General features: G+C 40.7%; 12 protein-coding genes and 1 pseudogene. 4 read left to right on the top strand and 9 right to left on the bottom strand.

Annotated elements, in window-relative coordinates; all coding sequences use genetic code 11:
- Positions 1–416 precede the first annotated feature (416 nt).
- Complete coding sequence (locus M0221_RS08790) at positions 417–1427, bottom strand: AbrB family transcriptional regulator (protein ID WP_483283582.1); 1011 nt, start codon at positions 1425–1427, stop codon at positions 417–419.
- Positions 1428–1964 (bottom strand): TetR/AcrR family transcriptional regulator, encoded by a 537-nt coding sequence (locus M0221_RS08795; protein WP_483283583.1) that lies wholly within the window; start codon positions 1962–1964, stop codon positions 1428–1430.
- A 137-nt stretch (positions 1965–2101) separates the two neighbouring features.
- Here M0221_RS08795 and M0221_RS08800 point away from each other — a divergent pair, with 137 nt between their 5' ends.
- Positions 2102–2620 carry an HPP family protein gene (locus M0221_RS08800; RefSeq protein ID WP_263241825.1) on the top strand — a complete coding sequence of 173 codons (519 nt, stop codon included), beginning with the start codon at positions 2102–2104 and terminating at the stop codon, positions 2618–2620.
- Positions 2621–2805: 185 nt separating this feature from the next.
- On the opposite strand, the gene M0221_RS08805 is transcribed toward M0221_RS08800, so the two are convergent.
- Positions 2806–3390 (bottom strand): O-methyltransferase, encoded by a 585-nt coding sequence (locus tag M0221_RS08805; protein WP_483283584.1) that lies wholly within the window; start codon positions 3388–3390, stop codon positions 2806–2808.
- Between the two features lie 146 nt (positions 3391–3536).
- Here M0221_RS08805 and M0221_RS08810 point away from each other — a divergent pair.
- Positions 3537–3804 (top strand): annotated as a pseudogene (locus M0221_RS08810) (transposase); the annotation flags it as partial.
- Positions 3805–4051: 247 nt separating this feature from the next.
- On the opposite strand, the gene M0221_RS08815 reads toward M0221_RS08810, so the two are convergent.
- The 5 genes from M0221_RS08815 to M0221_RS08835 all read right to left on the bottom strand — a co-directional run bounded on the left by M0221_RS08815 (position 4052) and on the right by M0221_RS08835 (position 16865).
- Entirely contained in the window at positions 4052–5221 is a 1170-nt protein-coding gene (locus tag M0221_RS08815) for a beta-barrel domain-containing protein (protein ID WP_020443895.1), read from the bottom strand.
- 11 nt (positions 5222–5232) lie between these two features.
- Entirely contained in the window at positions 5233–7488 is a 2256-nt protein-coding gene (locus tag M0221_RS08820; RefSeq protein WP_483283585.1) for a type I secretion system permease/ATPase, read from the bottom strand.
- A 5-nt stretch (positions 7489–7493) separates the two neighbouring features.
- Positions 7494–8948, bottom strand: a complete 1455-nt coding sequence (locus tag M0221_RS08825; RefSeq protein ID WP_020443897.1) for a TolC family protein — start codon at positions 8946–8948, stop codon at positions 7494–7496.
- 234 nt (positions 8949–9182) lie between these two features.
- A complete protein-coding gene (locus M0221_RS08830; RefSeq protein ID WP_483283586.1) occupies positions 9183–15827 on the bottom strand; it encodes a BapA/Bap/LapF family large adhesin in 6645 nt (2214 codons plus the stop codon).
- 72 nt (positions 15828–15899) lie between these two features.
- Complete coding sequence (locus M0221_RS08835) at positions 15900–16865, bottom strand: OmpA family protein (protein WP_483283587.1); 966 nt, start codon at positions 16863–16865, stop codon at positions 15900–15902.
- 449 nt (positions 16866–17314) lie between these two features.
- On the opposite strand from M0221_RS08835, the gene M0221_RS08840 reads away from it, so the two are divergent.
- Positions 17315–18016 carry a hypothetical protein gene (locus tag M0221_RS08840; RefSeq protein WP_483283588.1) on the top strand — a complete coding sequence of 234 codons (702 nt, stop codon included), beginning with the start codon at positions 17315–17317 and terminating at the stop codon, positions 18014–18016.
- A 574-nt stretch (positions 18017–18590) separates the two neighbouring features.
- Here M0221_RS08840 and M0221_RS08845 read toward each other — a convergent pair.
- A complete protein-coding gene (locus M0221_RS08845; RefSeq protein WP_483283589.1) occupies positions 18591–18923 on the bottom strand; it encodes a hypothetical protein in 333 nt (110 codons plus the stop codon).
- A gap of 172 nt (positions 18924–19095) precedes the next feature.
- Here M0221_RS08845 and M0221_RS08850 point away from each other — a divergent pair, with 172 nt between their 5' ends.
- Positions 19096–19275 (top strand): DDE-type integrase/transposase/recombinase, encoded by a 180-nt coding sequence (locus tag M0221_RS08850; protein WP_149409656.1) that lies wholly within the window; start codon positions 19096–19098, stop codon positions 19273–19275.
- The last annotated feature ends 78 nt before the right edge of the window (positions 19276–19353 follow it).

Raw genomic sequence — 19353 nt, forward strand, 5'->3', positions numbered from 1 at the left:
CTTAGTAATCATCAAGCTAAGCTCATCAAGTACACTCAGATATATACTGATTCAATATATAAACCTATACCCATTGGAATCACTTGGGCTACAGCCCAAGTTTCGAGTCCTCACTAGGGAACCGAACCAATGAAAGCACTTGATTGGTTCGCCATAGGTATAATCAAATACGCTCGGCTTCTAACTTAGTTACTATGTCCTTAAAAACTTCTTCGAAATGCTGGCTATCAGTACATCTTTTGAATGCGTTACCATTCCAAAATCCTAAATGAAATGTAATTGTAAGTCGCTTTTTATCCGCAGTTATCCGTCTTATTTCCGATAGGTTAATAATTTCATTGTCTACAACTATAAAACTTGGCATTCTCACTCTCTTTATATGTTTTATTTAATAATAGTCAGCTATAAACCTCATTTCACAGCTTGCGCAATTTGGAGGCAAACAACACTGGCGCCAACTGTAGAATAAGTATTCTTATCAAATGATGTGAAAGAATAAACATAACATTTAGTCCTGAAGCCACTGAGATTACCGTGACTGTCTCAACTCCACCGGGAGCGTATGAAAGGAAAAGTTGTGAGAACGCTATATCTAAAATTTTTGACGCTAAAATAGAGAAGCTTACAGTACAGATCATACCTACACAAAAAACAACGACACTGTCTTTGATGCTAGTTTCAAACTCTTGAAATGAGATACCAGCGAATAAAGACCCTATCAGGATACCTAATACAATAGTGGCACTATCAATCATTAAAGAAGGAACTGTAAAACCAGCCAACAATCCAAACTTGACTAGAACTATCGTCATTAACATTGAAACCAATAAATATGGAGCAGGTATTCGGTAACTTACTAATAATCTACCCAAGAATGCACATGAGATTAATAACATCATCAATACTATTGACGTTTCTATAGTAAAAGTATGGCTCGCTGTATCTACAGCAGCGTACTGCACTGGTCCAAAAAGAGTCAAAATTATGGTCAATAAAAACAATCTCACTATATGAGTAATCATTACCTTTGGACTCACTTTAGTGATATTAAACATATCAATAACTACCGCTAGAGAGCCAGGATATACTGCAAGGATTGAATCCAACTTGGACCATTTTGCTTTTTTGTGAAGCCAAATAAAAGATAGGAAGGATTGAAGGATAAGACAGAATGTCATGACAACAATGCTTCCCGCAGTTATATACAGCACTTCCATAGACCAGTCTTTAAAGTATAATCCTGTTGAGATACCAAGAACTATTTGAATATACGGCAAATAAAATGCATGTGTGACTTCCCTATTAGTATAAGTCACAAAAAAAAGTGAAACTAATATTCCCGATAATAGAAAACCATATTTTACGCCAATGAGATTAAGAAAAAACCCGAGTAGAGTAGTTGTCACTATACAGATAAACAAATACATTCAATAAGCCCTGAAAAACTCAGCATTTAATTCTAATGACTCCTGACCTGTTTGCGCCGCAACGATAATACCTTCACCAAATACAAACAAAGTGTCAGATTTCTGCTTTGCATTTTCCGCACTTACCTGTTCAAACTTATCAAGTAGCCATTGCCTAACCTCGGTTTTATGCTGCTTAGCTATTAGATGCGGTGAAGACTGCTTATCTGAATACTCTGCGCAAGCATTGATAAACATACAGCCATAAAAGTCCTCTGATAACGTCCAGTTCTTGAGGAAGTTTAAGTAGCAAGTGGCAACATCTGCTACTTGCTCAATCTCAAAATTATCAAAGTCATCCTTTAATTGAGTCATAAACATCTGATGACGATAATTAAGCGCCTCCTCAATCAATCCTTCTTTACTACCAAAATGGGCATACAGAGTCCGCTTGGTAGTCCCTGCTTGCTTTGCTAACAGCTCCACTCCACTATCGTGAAAGCCTTGCTTATAAAAGAGCTCATAACTTTTTTGTAGAATGACATCTCGCAATTCCATTGGTTCTGCTCCTGTTATTGTTATTGTTATTCAATGAATCACAATAATAGCATTATCTGATACCGTTCGGTATACTTAGTATGTATACCAATCAGTATACTCGTAGTGATACCTTTTTATTTATGATAGGAGTAAGTATGCATTCATTCTTTAATTGGCATAAGTTAAGCGGTCAAGTGAACCAATGCCCAAAGAGATTGCCTTTATCGATGATAGTAGTGGCTTGGCTAGGCGGCACCATTGCCACTGCAACGCTTGCTATGTTAGGAAGCTCAATAGAACTTATTATGATTTTAGGATCGTTTGGCGCGAGCTGTTTATTGATATTTGCCTATCCTGCCAGTCCTTTTGCCCAGCCGAGAAATGTTATAGGTGGACATGTTATTGCGACTTTTACAGGACTGGTATTCATGACGTTATTTGGTATTCACTGGTGGAGTATGGCAACTGCTGTTGGCACTGCCATTGCACTAATGCTGATATTTAGAATGCCTCATCCACCTGCTGGGTCTAACCCTTTAATAGTTATGTTAGGCGCAGTAAATTGGAGTTTTTTGATAACACCTACCCTACTCGGTTCAATCATTTTGGTCATGGTAGCGCTGATTTATAACAATTTGGGTAAAGGTAAACAGTATCCGACTTATTGGTGGTGAACTATCTGAACCACCTCAGATTGCCTGGGACTTAACATTCTGAGAGTTAGCCTATAGTCAAAGGTTCAAGGTTCAAGCCACCGTATCTATTTAGTACACTTTATAACCCCTATGAGCCTGTACCTTGACTCGCTTTACTGATGGCTTGCACTAAGTAAGTGCGATTAATATCAATCAGAAACGACCTACCATTTTTTTAGCGCCACGAACTCACCTTTTCCAATAGGAGCTAAATAGGTGTGAAACTGTGGATTACCATTGAAATAATTAAAAACGTCTGTCATTTCATCCTTATGAGAGACTGCGTTATCAAACACAATGATACCTTTTCTCCTAGTTAACCGTATTACATCCTCCAAGATATCTAAATACAATTTTCGATCCATATCAACAAAAACTAAGTCAAAGCTTTCCGTCATTTTTGATAAAATCATGGGTGCATCACCCTCAATAATTTTAATCTTATCCACTAGACCTGTACTTAAAAAATTCTCTCTTGCAGCGCTGATCTTCTTAGGATCATTCTCTATTGTGGTGATCTGAGCGGCTTCATCAGTCCATAATGCTAGCCAAGCAGCAGAATAACCATTTGAAGTACCTACTTCTAATATTTTTTCTGCTGACGTGAATTGAGCCAGAAAACCTAAGAACTGACCTGTATCTGGCGTTATATTGAGGTACTTGTCAATTTTATTGGTAGATTTTGAGTCATTAATCTGACCTTTCATATATAGTTCATTCAAAAAAATTTCAATATCTATGTCTTTCATTTAAGTAAAACTCCTCAATTATTAAAACGACTTTGAATCCTTTTTAGTCTCGACCTTACCACCAAGCATCTTTACTAAGTCTGAGCTATGCTGAAGAAACCGTACAGCTAAACTTGGTAAACTAAGCGTATTCATAGGAGTTTACCATGACCAAGAAAATCAGAACTTATAGCACAGAATTCAAAGCCGAAGCCGTCAAGAAAATAGCGGACAACAATACGAATATTTCAGCGACCATAAAGCAGCTTGGTATCGCCTATGCAGACCTTATCTAATTGGCACAATAAAGCCCATCAAGGCAAACTTGCCGGAACAGCTCAATATGACCCTGAACTCATAGCGGTGATCGAAGAAAACAAGCGTCTTAAACGACAGCTCAAAGTAGTTGAAGAGGAACGAAAGATCCTAAATGAGGAGGGATAAAGCGAAGCACTGCTTCGCGCCGACGCAAGATGAGAGCTGTGCTCGCAGTGAAATCAGGAGTCAAAAGGGTTTAGGCTATCGATCGCCAAGACAGATGTGGTTTGACTTTTATCGTCAAGCTGCGTAACTAAAATCTCCCAATTTTAACTGTACGGATTTGACGGCAGGGGTCACGTTGTCCAATTTTATTATGCCAACACATATGTACTCACAGCCCTTTTTATACTAATACTCATTTCTAACGCTCACCCATGCCTTCTGACAAGGTCTTTGTAATTGGCTTAGTAAGGTAAGATAATACCGTCCGCTCCATTGCTTTGATATCCACAGAAGCTGTCATACCAGGCTTAATCACTATTCTATCTTCTCTACCCTTAAACTCAGCACCGGTTATAATAATTAACACTCGATAATAAGGCTCCTCTCCTTTGGGTGTTTGCTCCATTAAGGTATCTGGGCTGATATAGCTCACTGTTCCATTCATTGCGCCAAAGATTGAATAGTCATAAGCGTCAAGCTTCACAGTGGCTGTCTGACCTTCTTTAACATAAGCAATATCTGCAGGACTGACCTTTGCATCGATAATCAAATCACTACTCGTCGGTAGTATTTGTAATATAACTTCGCCAGGCTTAACGACACCACCGATAGTGGTCACGTTGATGTTTTTAATTTTGCCATCTGTCGGCGACATCAAGCGTTTTTCTTCTAAAACCTGTACGCGATCTCGCAGTTGCTCAAGCTCAGTGTCTAGCTCTTCTTGCGCCTTGGTCATTTCTGCTTGTGCTTCTTCAAAATATTTGTTTCGCTTATTATTGATTTGCGCTTCAATATCAGCCACTTGACGGCGCAATTTAATCACATCTGCTTGACTGACATCGCCATATTCCAATAACGGCTCATTCATTATCAGCTCTTTTTCTGCTAGTACCAGCATCGCTTCAAGAGAAGACACTTCTTCATTGATGGCTTGACGACGACGATTATAAAGTGCAGTTTGGTTTTGGACGTATTCAGGGTAATTTTTTATCTCTTTAGGAAAGACAAGAGACTTCTCAAAAATTTCTGCATTTAGTCGAGCCAATTTAGCTTTTAATGCCGCTGTTTTAGAAGCAGAGTTATCTAAAGCTGCTTTAGCTCGCTCTTCTTCTAAGACCACAAGTAGCTGTCCGGCCTTTACTTCTTGACCTTCAGTCACTGCCAACTCTGTTAGGACACCCCCTTCTGAAGCTTGAATCTCTTGCGTACGAGCGCTAGCAATCACAGTCGCCTTTGCACGAGTCACCTGATCGATTTTGGCAAAGGACGCCCATACGATCAAGACCATGATGCCGATTAATCCGATCCAAATACTTAGCCTTGAGCGACCCACCTTGATAGTGGTGGGCGTATACTTATAGTCTGACATACCTACTTACCTTAAGCGTCTGTGAGCGTTTTAGTGATAATAGGCTTCACTATACTTTTAGAATTTGGCGATTGTGCAGGCGGATTTTTAGCTTGCTCATTTTTCTTCAATTCGTCAAGTACTGCTTGTTTTGGACCATCAATAATGATGCGTTGATTGTCCATAATAATCAGTCTATCAGCCAACTCTAATAATGCCGTTTTATGGGTTGAGACGATAAAAGTTTGACCTTCTGTTAGTTCTTGCTTGAGTACTTGAAGGCAGCGCTGTTCTTGTCTATTATCCATAGAGGCAGTGGGCTCATCGAGTAAAAATACATTGGGCTTAGTCAATAATAAACGCGTAAAAGCAACGAGCTGTTTTTGCCCTCCAGACAGTCCGCGCCCACCTTCGCTAATAGGCAGATCAAGACCACTAGAATGACTAGAGACAAGATTTATCAGTCCAGTCTTGCTCAGCACCTCTTGCATCACATCATCATTAGGCGCCGCCATTCCTATCAATAAGTTCTCTCGTAGCGTTCCTTGGAATAAACGATGATCTTGTTGTAGATAACCCAAACGCTTACTTAAGGTCTCGCGACTGATCTGATTAATATCAAGACCATCTAATAAGACCCGCCCTTCAGTAGGCGCATATAATCCAGCAAGTATCTTAAGCAATGTAGACTTACCTGAGCCGATAGGCCCTAAAATGGCTATACACTCCCCTGGACGAATCGTTAATTTTTTAATATCTACAGCAGCTCTATCATTACCTTGATAATTAAATCCTAAGTTTTCACATTGATAAAAACCATTAATACGACTGGGTGATAAGGGGTAAGCAACGCCATGGTTGTCCTGCTCTAATGAAAACAAGGTTTCAATATTAAGCTTAGCGGCCTTGGCATGTGAGTATTGCACCAGCAAATTCGGTAGCATCATGACAGGTGCTAATACCCTACCACCCAATATCGAGCAAGCAATTAATCCGCCCATGGTCATATCGCCGCTGATCACCACGAATGATCCTACAATCACAATCCCAACATAACTGATCTGCTGTAGCATCTGGGTAAAATAGGTAAGATTATCATTGGTGTGCTTCATGTCTAAATCGTTTTTGATAGTGACCTTCATCACATCAAGCCAACGTGATAAGAATTTCCAACTTCCAGCCCCCGCTTTGATGGTTTCAACGCCTTCAACCGCTTCAACCAGCAGACCTGTCTTATAGTAAGAGGCAGTAGCACCTTCAGCAGCAATGGTATCAATACGCTTACGAGCGAACAGTCCCATCGTGACAGCAATCACGGCGGCAATAACAGGAACGACTGCCACCAGTGGTGACCCAATGAAAGCAACTAAAGAGATGAAAATAATGGTCATAGGTAAATCGACCAAGCCAAATAACGTACTGGCAGTAAAAAAGCTGCGCACTTGCTCATAACCACGTAATTGCGCCGCCATCGAGCCTACTGAGCCTGGCATTTGATCTATACGAACTTTTAGCAGACGTTGAAACACCTCACGAGACAAGTATTGATCCAATCCCACAACGACTTTATCCATAATTCTCGACCGTGAGAATTTCATAAAAGCTTCAAAAAGGATCACGAGAAAGACACCACTGGCTAAAATAATGAGCGTATATTCACTGCGAGTGGGTATAACTCGATCATAAACCTGCATAGAGAATAACGACACGGCCAATGCCAACATATTAATCAAAAAGGTAGCCAAAACAGCTTCGAAAAGAACGCCTTTATAGTTGCCTAAATCAGATTTTAATAAGTCCGTAAAAGAGGATTTACGCTTTTGGATATGCTCATCACTAAGACGAATCCTTAGCACCGATGTCAGCTCATCAGCACGCGTATGGATATGATTATTTTCTTGTCTAAAATTCCAGCTTTTTTGTGGCGTTTGACCGTCAATAACGCCCCAGCCTAAATCCGGACGATAAGCCAATAAGGGTAAAAAAGCCGCGTCTGGCTGCTCTAGTATTTCTGGCGTCTTATCTATTCCAACGTCTTTTAATACTGCAACCACGCTACCAAGCTCATTAATGACTTGATCTTTATCATTGGTTGACCTGCCATCATAGCGGGCAACCACTTCCTGTAAGCGCACATTGTCTATCGGATAACCTTGCTGGCTCAGTAAATGCCTAATAGCATCAGCCAAAGTCTGCATCAAATCAGATGACGTCAACATTTGATCTGCCATATTGCTCATCTGGTTACTTTCTAGATCTGCGGTTGTCAGCTTAAATTCTTCACTCATATCAGTCATTTCTTCAGCTCTATCATAGTATTCTGATCAACGATGGGTGTGACACTATAATCTTCGTTTAGCATAATAAAATTACCATTGTTAAGACTGTCTTCTACATTGTCAGGCAACCTAATTTCTATATAATCCTCTTCTACTGTCGATACATAACCCATGCTCTTGGCGGATTTTTTTACTTCCTGATTGTTAATCCACTCTTTTACTGGATCCAATGGCTTAAATAATGTCACTGGCTCACGATTGTGTCCATACTGTTGCCAAGGCATGCTGCCGAAATCTACTTGAAGACGATAAAATGCGCCTAGCATGTCTGCTCTTGTCTGCACCAGCTGCACTTGATACTCATTGTGCTCACGAACGGCATTTAGTACCTCTAACCACGATTTACGTCCGGCAATAAACTGACGACGATAAGAGCTAACGACAATCTGCGCTCCCGCTACCGCTGCTACTAATGAGGTTTCTCGATCTCTAGCGCTAACAAATTGCTGATATTGTACTTGAACGTTTTCTATAACGCGCCGACGTGCCGCTTCTTGGGTTTGTACCAGGCTGCTCACCTGCGCCTGCGAGGCACGTGCCAGCGCTAGGTTAGAAAACCCTGCGCCAGGCGCGTAATTTAACCCTAATGAGAATTTGCCTTTATTTTCATTGTCTTCGTGATAGTAAGCGTGCTCATATTGTGCATAAACCGTCGGATATTTAGAGGCTTGTTGGGCTTCGACACCTTGTTTTGCCGACTCAATTTGAAAGTGCTCTTTTACTACTGTGGGATTATAAAAACCGGCTTGCTCAAACGCCATGCGCTCAAAATTGGTGGATTGTTGTTTGGCTTGATTTACGAGGGCTTTGATATTGGGTAAACTCATCACACTACTCTGCGACAAAGGCTCCCCGACAATTTGCTCAAGGCGCGCAGCCGCAATGCGTTGCTGCTCTACTGCCGCTTGATAGGCATTTTGCTCCTGCAATATACGGTTAGTCACTAGATCAAGCTCAATACGCGCAGAGACACCCTGATTAACACGGCGCTGCATCATGGCTTCAAATTCATTCAACTCTTTTAAACCATCAATATGAACGCTTTGTTTAGCAATGGCCTGTATATAAGCCTGCCAAGCATCAATCGTGGTTTTTGCTACAAGATTTTGCTGCTCATAGATATACTCAACTGCAGCCTTGTCATCAAATATGGCTTGATTGACCTCAGCGGTGAGCTTACCGCCTGTCCACAATGGCTGGCGAATGGTAACTTGTGAGACAAAATCATTATCTCTATCATAGCCAGAGCTGACGCTTGGGGTTGGTAATAGATTCAATTTTGCCGCATTGATACCTTCCGTGGTTGCCTGTTGATTGGCGCGAGCTGATCCAACCAAAGGGTGAGTCTGAACTGCATGTGTAATCAAAGTATTGATTTGCATATCTTTTACTGCAGCTTGCGTATTCATAGCAAAACACATGGTTGCAGCTAATATTGTTAGTTGGCTGCATGGTATCAAGCTATTAGACAGAGTTTTTTGGTATGACAGATTTTTCATATTAGGTTTCGATAGTTAGCTCTGTAAATATATTTTGGTATGAGTAATTGGTCATGAAGGTCCAAATATTACCTTTTAAAACCACTCAGCAATAAGTGTAAAAACGCTTCCAACTAGGGAAGCGTTTTTTAGATCGCAATATCATCAGATAATATTGGCAATCTCAGTATCAATATAAACCTGAGAAGAGAAATTATTATCTATCTGCCAGACATCATATGTCTGTCCTGCATTGTCGTTAACAGTTTGTCCAGTATTACTCCAATCATTCCCTTGAAGATGTACTGTGTCATCACCATCGCCTCTAATATAAATCGGATTCGACATTTCAGAACCAGTAATATCTTCCTCTCCAATATTTAAGGTATTTGCACCCGTACCGCTAATATCAATCACTTTAGTCTCGAAGAAATCTGACAAACTAATGGTCTGACCCGAGCCAGTCACATTGAAAATATCAGAACCTTCATCAAAGTTACGGAAGGATGAGCCATAGATATCATCCAGATAAACAGTATCTTCACCAATAGCTCCAATGCTATAGCTTGCTATATTAGCACCTGCCACTTGCCACTTTATGCTGCCTAACAACTCAGTAAGATCAGTAGCTGTGACTTGTAATAGTGCTTCATATTCAGCATTGCCATTGCGATCTACCATGAGAACGCCATTCTCATATTTCAGGTAGTTATCGATATTTTCAGTCGTTTGATTGCCATCGAGCAAGCCTGTCACATCAATCTTATCGCCTTGGGCCGCACTAAAGTCACTCCAAACATCCCGACCATTATTACCATTGCCGCCGTTTGCTGTACCTAGATTATCGAAGACTAAAGTATCAGCACCCACACCCATTATGAAGCTATCGTTAGCAGCAGAGCTAATAGCAACATCATTATGAATAGAGGCGGTAACTGTTTTACCAACGTTAATCTCTAAATTAGCGGTTTCTTTGACGCCAGTCACAGATATAGTTTGGTAGGTAAAGTTTTCAATCCCAAAGCTTTCGCCATTTGGTAGATAGCTATAGCTACTATCTTTATTGACCGTCAAGGTTCCGTACAAACCTTCGATATCAATCGATTTAGCACCTTGGTTTGGATCGCTGATAAAGACTGACTTACTACCAACTTTTAGTTCAGAGATATTGTCTGTACCTGTGTCATTATCAAGCAACAAACCCGTTACCGGATCAAGAGAGGATGCTGTGTAATCTTCTGAATGTATTACCGACGACTTAAAGTTGATGCTTTGCAAGTTGCCTTTATTAGTAGTAATCGTGAGCTCATAATTGCCTGCTGGCAAATCAGGTAATGAAGCGTTAAATGATGCACTAGCCTTTGTACCTTCTACTGATCCAGTAAAGCTATCGCCAGTTGTGGTATTTAACAATGTATAGGTAATGGTGACATTAGCACCAAAAGCTATATTGCTTGAACTAGCTGTTGCTTCTATAACAACTGGAGCAGCGGCATCATGATCAGCAACGTCAAACTCCGTTGAATAAGATTTCCCATAGTTTTGACCAAATTTATCTGGCATATCGATATCGTTTACTGTCACTGTATTTTGCGTTTGAACTGTCACTTTATTGAAGTCATCAACCGCAGTATGAGTGCCAATCTTAATATTCAAGGTTTCAACAGCAGCTTTACCATTTGCGTCTTTAGTCACCAATCTAAATGAGTCTACCTCACCATATGGCGGCTGCCAATTAGGATCACTAGCGTTATTGTTTACGCTATAGGTGTAATCGCCATTTGCATCTATTGTGAGCTGCCCATACTTACCTTGGTAAGTCACTGGTGTATCTGATGTGACAGATTCTTCGCCAACCTTAAGTATGACTGTGCCCGCATCAGGGGTGGCGTCTCCTGTTATCTCACCCATAAACTTGGAAGGTTGGTCATAATCATAGATGATATCGCGATCCACATATAAGCCATTACCACTAAGCACCCCAACACCGCCTGCAGTTAATAAAACGGCTTTATAGTCGCCTTCACCAAAACTTAGCGTCAAAGGATCTGACTTGCCACCGAGGAATGGAACATTGAACCAATTTTTTTCAAAGTGCACTTGTACATATTGTCCCGTATTTTCATCTAGCTTGTAGACGGCCATACTATAAGTTTTTGCAATATCTACCCCGCCCCCACTACCATGTAAGGTAAGCTCGCGCACTTGATTGTCACCAACCGTAAACTCAAGTGGCGGCTTGCCGCCTAATAGTTCAAGATCAAGCACGGATGATGAGCCAAAGCTTAAATCAAGAACCCCAAAGCCAACAGCATCTTTAATCTCAGAATCGGTTGTATCTAAGATTATCGTTGGTTCAACATCAACAATTAAGCTCTGATCTATCTTGATTTGCTTGTCAACGGGAAGAATATTTAATTGAATATTAAGCTCGGCAGAAGCAGTATTGCCATCAGGCGAGGTAATAGTATAAGTAAAGCTCTCTTCACTGCCATAAGGTCCACGGAAGTCTTCATTAACCCTATATTCATAACTACCTTCAGGTGATATGGTCAATGTGCCATACTGTCCTTGAATCGTTGTCTCGCCTGATTCAAGAGTTTGTGGTGCTCCATTAGATGAAGTGATGGATGTCACCGTAGTACCAACTGGTAGCTCATCATAACTAGAGCTTGCATCATCATCTGCTAAAATATTTCCTGTCACTGAACCACTCACCGCTGTTGCTTGGGAGTAATCTAAGACGGTATCTTCTAGGAATTTTAAGGTATAACCTGTCAGCGCTGAGATCCCTTCATTACCAGACATAACAAAGAGCCACTGACCTTCATCCAAGCTAAAGTTGGCCTCTTTGGACACGCCCCCTAGTAAATAAGACACTACCCAATTTTCTTTGACAGCCTGCAGCTCCCATTCGTTGGTAGACTCATTTAATTTGTATAAGTTCAGATTCATGGTGCCTGCGACTTGTACGCCGCCTGCATTACCTTGAACGGTGACTTCACGGACTTGATCCTCACCTACATTAAGCACCACTGAATTTTTGACGACATCAGCGACAACGCCTGCACCTAATACAGGACCTAAACTTGCACCGACAACGGTAAAACCTGTCTTATTCAAATCTGATGGCGTATCATTTTTTATCTCTAATGGCGTCGCCGTTATCTGAAAATCAACAAAGTTATCAGCAGCAGCGATGATTTCATCTGTATTTACAGTATATTCCTTAGTTGTATTTACTGTGCCCGTGTTACCAGCCGCATCGGTTGCTGTAACACTGACTTCAATAGTCTTATCAGCATCAGCGACTAATTCAACACCTGGAACCTCAATACTAAATTTACCAGCAAGATCCACCACACCTGTATAGTCAATACCATTAACGGTTATCGTAATCGCATCTCCTTCATTATAATCACCTGTCACGCTACCAGTGACTGCGATAGTCCCCTCAGCTTCTATCGCATTAATGACGTTATCAGCAGTCACGTTATCAACAATAATCTCAGTAGTACTGGCATCAGGGGCAATGGTATCAATGTTAATCGTCGCACTGGTCACATCAGTGCTGCGTGTAGATTTTGCAGTCAGAGTCTCTAATCCTTCTCCCATGGCAGCAATGCTCTGAGGAGCGACTGGTATACTCCATTTATTATTCTCATCCACAATTGCAATACCGATGATATCGCCTGCTTGGTTGGTTAATGTGATGGTATCACCTACCACACCTGTACCTGTTACGTTAAAGCCCGTATCTGCTTCTTGAGCATTGACGATATCGTCACCTGCAATTGGCGAGGTAATGGTTAATTGATCTGCAGGAACAATAGTAATATCAGCGGTTTCAGAACTGACGTTGCCCGCTGGGTCTTTGGCGGTGATCGTCAAAGTTTCTAACCCTTGATTCATATTGGCAACGTCTATTTGCGTGACAGCAATTGACCATTTGCCATTAGCTCCTACGATAGCTGTACCAATCTCACCATTTGTTCCATATGTTAAAGTAATGGTGTCGCCTGCCGTACCTGTACCTGTTACATTAAAACCTTGAGCTGCCTCGTCAGCATTGACAATATTATCGCCTGCAATCGGCTTATTGACGGTTAATGAAGCGATGGTATCTACCGTTACTGTCACTACAGGCGCACTCTCACTCACGTTACCAGCAGCATCTTTCAGATTGTAACTTAGGTCATGCTTACCTTCCGCAAGCGCTACTTGCGATGTTAATGTCACGTTGCCATTATCTGGGTTGGTGAAGGCTATCGATGGCACCACTTTCCCATCAACTATCAACTGCGGCACCCCTTTAGCCGCTTGCGCCGCAGGAATGGTGATACTTGGCGTATTATCGTTGGTGACATCACCAGCTTGGATTATTTCTGGTGGATTTAATATGTCTCCACTACCATCATTGGCAACGTTGTCTGTGACGATGGGCGCTGTGGTTGGTGCATCTGGGGCGGTAGTATCCACAGTCACATCTACTGGGGTACTTGGCGCACTGCTGTTACCCGCCTTATCTGTGACAGTGGCTACGATAGTATAGTCACCGTCAACGGTGATGCCATCTAGGTCGTTGGGTATCGTAACTTCTGAGAAGCCAGCTGCAGCTTCAGGACCAGTGACAGTATGAGTAATCTGTATGGGCGCTCCACCATCCACTGGGGTCACAGTTAGGGTGATACTATCCCCTTCTAAAGTACCTGTCGGCAATGTGACTTGGGTTTGGATACCATCAGCAATCTCCTGTGCGTTGACACCGTTTTCAGCTTCTGGAATGGCAATGATGGGGGCAACTTGAGTGGCGCCTTCTTGGCCGCCAGGCGCTGTGGTATCAACCGTAATATTCACTACCGTACTTGGTGCACTACTATTGCCTGCTTTGTCTGTTACAGTGGCAACAATACTGTAATCACCATCTGCAGTAATGCCGTTGGTTGCATTAGGTATGGTAACCGCTGAGACGCCAGCTTCGATCTCAGAGTCAGTAATGGTATGAGTGATTTTTATTGGAGCGCCGCCGCCCGTTGGGGTTACCGTGATAGTGATGGTGTCACCCATTAAGGTGCCCGTCGGTAGGGTCACTTGGGTTTGAATGCCATCAGCAAATTCTGTTGCATTCACGCCATTTTCAGCTTCTGGAATGGCAATGATAGGGGCAACTTGAGTGGCGCCTTCTTGGCCACCAGGCGCTGTGCTGTCTTCTGCTACAATGTCAGCAGGGTTAGACTTGTTACCTGCAGCATCAGTTGCCGTTACAGTGATGGTCTCACCATCAACCAATGGCGTGCCACTGGTATCAACCGTATAGTTACCATCATTATCAGCGGTAACAGTGTACTCGGGGACGCCATCACCATCAGTACCTACCTTAACGATAGCACCAGGCTCAGTAGTACCTGTGATTAGTGTGCCTTCAGGGTTTATCTCAGCGGTCGGAGCGTCAGGTACTACAGTATCAATATTAATAGTTGTGCTGGTAGATGCTGTGTTACCTGCAGGATCAGATGCGGTTGCCGTTAATATTTCTGAACCCTGATCCATTGCAGCAACATTATCTGTATTAACAGGAATTATCCAACTGCCATTCGCATTCACCTGAGTGACGCCTATCACAGCGCCCGCTTCGTTGGTTAAAGTAATGGTGTCACCAGCAGTGCCAGTACCCGTTACATTAAATCCTTCTATAGCTTCTTCACTATTAACCACATCATCACTGGCAATAGGTGTATTAATCTCTGGGGCTGTCGGGTCTGTGCTGTCTGCAGCTAAAATCTTAGTAGGATCAGATTTATTCCCCGCTTTATCGGTTGCCGTTACGGTAATGGTCTCACCATTAACTAATGGCGTGCCACTGGTATCAACCGTATAGTTACCATCATTATCAGCGGTAACAGTATACTCGGGGACGCCATCACCATCAGTATCTACCTTAACGATAGCACCAGGCTCAGTAGTACCTGTGATTAGTGTGCCTTCAGGGTTTATCTCAGCGGTCGGAGCGTCAGGTGCAGTTAAGTCAGGCGCTGTTGCACTTTCAGAATCAGAGGTATTACCCGCTTTATCTGTTAAAGTAGCTTCTATCTTTTCACCATCAACTTGTGGCGGAACCAATTCGACTTCAAACTCACCGTCTGCATCAACCACACCTTCACCAATCACATCACCATTTGGATTTGTGATTTCAACTTTAGTATCAGGTTCACCTTTACCAGTTACCTTGGTACCGTCTTCACTGACCACCAAGTCAGTCGGTGCATCCGGAGCCGTGGTATCAACTGGTGGTTTATTGGTATTGTTACTATCATTGTTGCTACCACCTAGAGCAGCGCCTAATAGCCCTACACCTGCAAGACCCACCAACCATGGTAACGCATTAAAACCTTCAGTCTCTGTAGCACCTACCCACCAAGGCGCGACCTGTGGATTGCCGCCTAGCGCTTGACCCTGCATTTCACCTGCTTGTAGCTCAGTGACGTAGTCGCCAACTTCACCGGAATCAGGAATGTAATAATAATAACTGCCATCTTCAGCAACACCGATAAGAGCACTATCGATATCATCATAGAACCCTTCAATAATAAGATCAGGATTTTCATTATTGTCTTCAAAAGAGATATGCAGTGCTTTATCTATACGTTTGGTAACAATATGGTTCGGAGCGCGGCCCGTAGACTCATCAAGTAGCTCGTAGTTCACTTTATCAACGGCTTTTATTATTGTAGGTTTACCATTTTGTGTCACAACCTTATGTTTAGTAATAGTTTCAGTTTGGGCGTTGACTTTGACAGTTATAGTGCTCATAAAATCATCCTTAATTAACTGGTTCTAAATGAGAGACTTATCCATATAGAAGTATGAGTTCGTTTAGTTATTTCATTGACTAACGATAGCAACAACTCGGCGGTTGTTTTGACGACCCTTTTCAGTATCATTGGTATCCACTGGCATAGTTTCCCCATACCCTACTGTGCTTAAACGCATAGCTTCAACATCGTACTGGTCTACTAAAATATCTTTAACCATATTTGCACGGGACTCCGAAAGCTTTAAGTTATAGCTTTCAGAACCTTTATTGTCCGTATGACCTTCTAACGTAACTGACATCTGTGGATAAGCTTGAATAAAATTAGCCATGCTCCTTAACACTGCAGAGTGATTGCTTTTAACACCTGTACTATTGAAGTCAAACAGCACATTAAACTGCGCGGGGTTTTTAATTTCCGTTTTATCTACCGCAGGGATCACTATTGGGTTTTGGGGTGAAGCTAAAATTGGAAAGGATGTTGAAACATTGCAGCCCGCTAAAACCCGACTGATCTGATGAGTTTGACGCGTCGTTTGATTTAATAACACCAATGCTTCATCAGCTGGTATCTGCTGAATAACAGGACTACCTGCTGCTGACAAGAAAACTTGCAAATAAGTTGTTGTTTGAGGAATAAATTGATAATTTCTAGAATGAGAAATAACTTGACCACTTTCCTGATTTAGTTTTCCTATAGTAATGATTTGATCGCCGCTACAGATAACGGCATCTGAATAATATCCGTTTTGAAGACTCACATGGAAGGTGTTATCAGATCCCATTCCTATTTTGACATTATGTAACTGCTCGTTATCATTCGAGTCGCGGAAAAAGACAACCCTACTTTCATTAGCTGCTAAATTATTATCAGTAGGCACATGAAATAGCTCGCCAGTTTTTCCCCAAGTAACGTCTTTAACTTCATGGCTATTATTAGAGGTAGATAACATGGAATCGGTTTTTATAGTCTGACAACCTACTAAACCAATTGTTGAAAAAATCACGATTGATAACAATACAGTTCTGCTGTCCATAGCATCTTATTCCCGTCAATGGAAAATCCAGCATATAAATATCAACAGCGTTACAAATATTTGATATTAGGGTTAAACTAGATTTTCCTAAAAAATTATGCCTCCAAAAAAAAGCAATAGCTAACTTTTACTGCGGCGTTCATTTTATTATATATACCTATATTTATAATGCAATCGAGTGATTTCAATCAAATACATACTTTGACTTTGAATACATAGTAGAACTTATTGTTATGTCATCTAAATTAGACTATGTAATGTTTTTCTGAATATTACATAAACGATCGTACAATATGGAGTCATTAATAACGGATAATTTCATATTGTATTTTATATATTTGATTAATAAAACTTTCAATAGAAAGTTTTATTTTTAGAAAATCTTATCAATAGTTTGATAAACATATACATGGCTGCCACATTCTAAGATTAGAAAAAAAGGATTTTTTATGATGTCTCAATTCTTTAAAAAATGGTCAGCAGCGTTAGTATTTGCAATACTTCTACACCTAGGTATCTTCTTTCTCTTCTATATAAATTCGTATGAAAATCGTACAAATAATATGGTTAATAGTCAGGAATTTATTGAAGATACTACTATGCGTACTAATATAGAAAAGGATTATCTATCGACTATGACTCAAGCTCATATAACAACGCTTAATACTGCAGAAAAAGACCATGACATTGACAAAATTCAAGAGAGACATTTAGATATAAGCAAAGAACCAATCAGTAAAACTAAGGAGAAAATACCTAGTAAATCTTTAAAAGTTATTAATCTTACCACTACTTATCCCTCGAAAATAGAAACAATAAGCAATAAAAACTTACAAGAAAACAACAATATATTAGAAAACGAAAGAAGTATTAGTATAGAACCTAACAGTTTTCCTAATGAAGATTTAGCTAATATTAAAGATGATTTAGGTTTGCTTAATATAGATACGCCTATACGAAGTTTAAGATCTCAAACAGATAGTAAGTATGATCTCATAAAATCTGAAATAGAAGAAACTAACGACCAACTTAGCGATGCTATTAATGAAGTAAAAAAACGCAATCAACAAAAAATAGATAAAATACAACAACAGAATAAATATATTCATAATAGTGAAATTAATGATTTAGCTATTGGTAATGCTAAATAAAAATTCATATTTTTATAAGAATTTTTTCACTAAAAACATGTCGAAATTAATAATTTAAAATGTAGAAATTGAGCTATGCTCAGAAAAATGTAAAACCAAACTTGGTAAAATAAGCGTATTAACAGAAGCTTATCGTAACTAAGAAAGTTAGAAATTTATGACTGATTCAAGCTGCTAATCTTATAGGAACTAGGGTAGATCATCAATTAGCTCAGTTTGCTATACAGTCTAATTCACATAAAACCGATACATCATGTTTTGACGCGGCACTAGTATAAATTTTTCTAGCTTGCTGTGCCTGCGCAGACAGAGGCTGGAAAAAATTCATTCTAGTCCCGCTGTATCGTTTTTATACTGAGCTTACTATATCATTATCGCCTCAACATAAAAAAAACGAAAGAACCAGAGAGGTATCTTTCGTTTAGGACTTGCTTAGCTATACTTAGTGGAACTCATACAGTATAGAAAATATAACACTACAGTGCGGCGTGGCTTAAGTCATATCATAACACCTAGACAAACACGCTCTTCCTTGCTTTATTTTTTATAGTTTATTAACTTGGTTAACATACCACTACATCATCTCCTTATTAATACAATCATCCTTATGCAGTGCGTTGTAGAGCTTCGTCTCTGCAACTTTTATCAATGCCTCACGCTTAGCATAATCGTAACTTTGGGTAGCATTGGTATCAACTAATCGGTCTTGATTGTTCTCTTCTTGCCACCCAATGATACTCTGCAAAAGCTGGGCACAATAAGCTTCATGCGCCTCATCAAACAAGGGCGTATCAGCGGTAGGTGCACTACCAATATCATCTGAGACCGTAGTGATTGCTAACATCATAATGGCGTCAAAACTTTGCTGACTAACTTGTATATCACTTTGCTTTTTTGTGGCGAACATTATCTTTCCCGCTGTCTTGTACTTAAGAATTTATAACTCGCTATACTAGATTTCTGATGTGACAAACTAATGACATCATCACAATTATTGTAATTAATTACAGCTTTCAACTGAACCGTCCCGGTATTGCTGGACACTCAACAGGAACGCGTATAAAGCCCATGAGAACCTATTGAACCGTAATTTTAGCCCAACTACGCTCAACCAAATTTGGACGGGCGACGTGACTTATATTCGTATTAAAAGCGGCTGGTGCTATCTAGCCGTTGTTTTAGATTTATATGCCCAGCATATGGTGGGCTTTACCATCTCAGTCTCAGACTCCCCTGACAGACAGTGTGCTGACCGCTAAGACGCTACAAATGGCATATCACACCAGTCAGACATTCGCTGAAGCTAGGAGTGCCATTATTGATTATATCTGAGGCTA

It is taken from the genome of Psychrobacter sp. ANT206 (genome assembly GCF_056880555.1).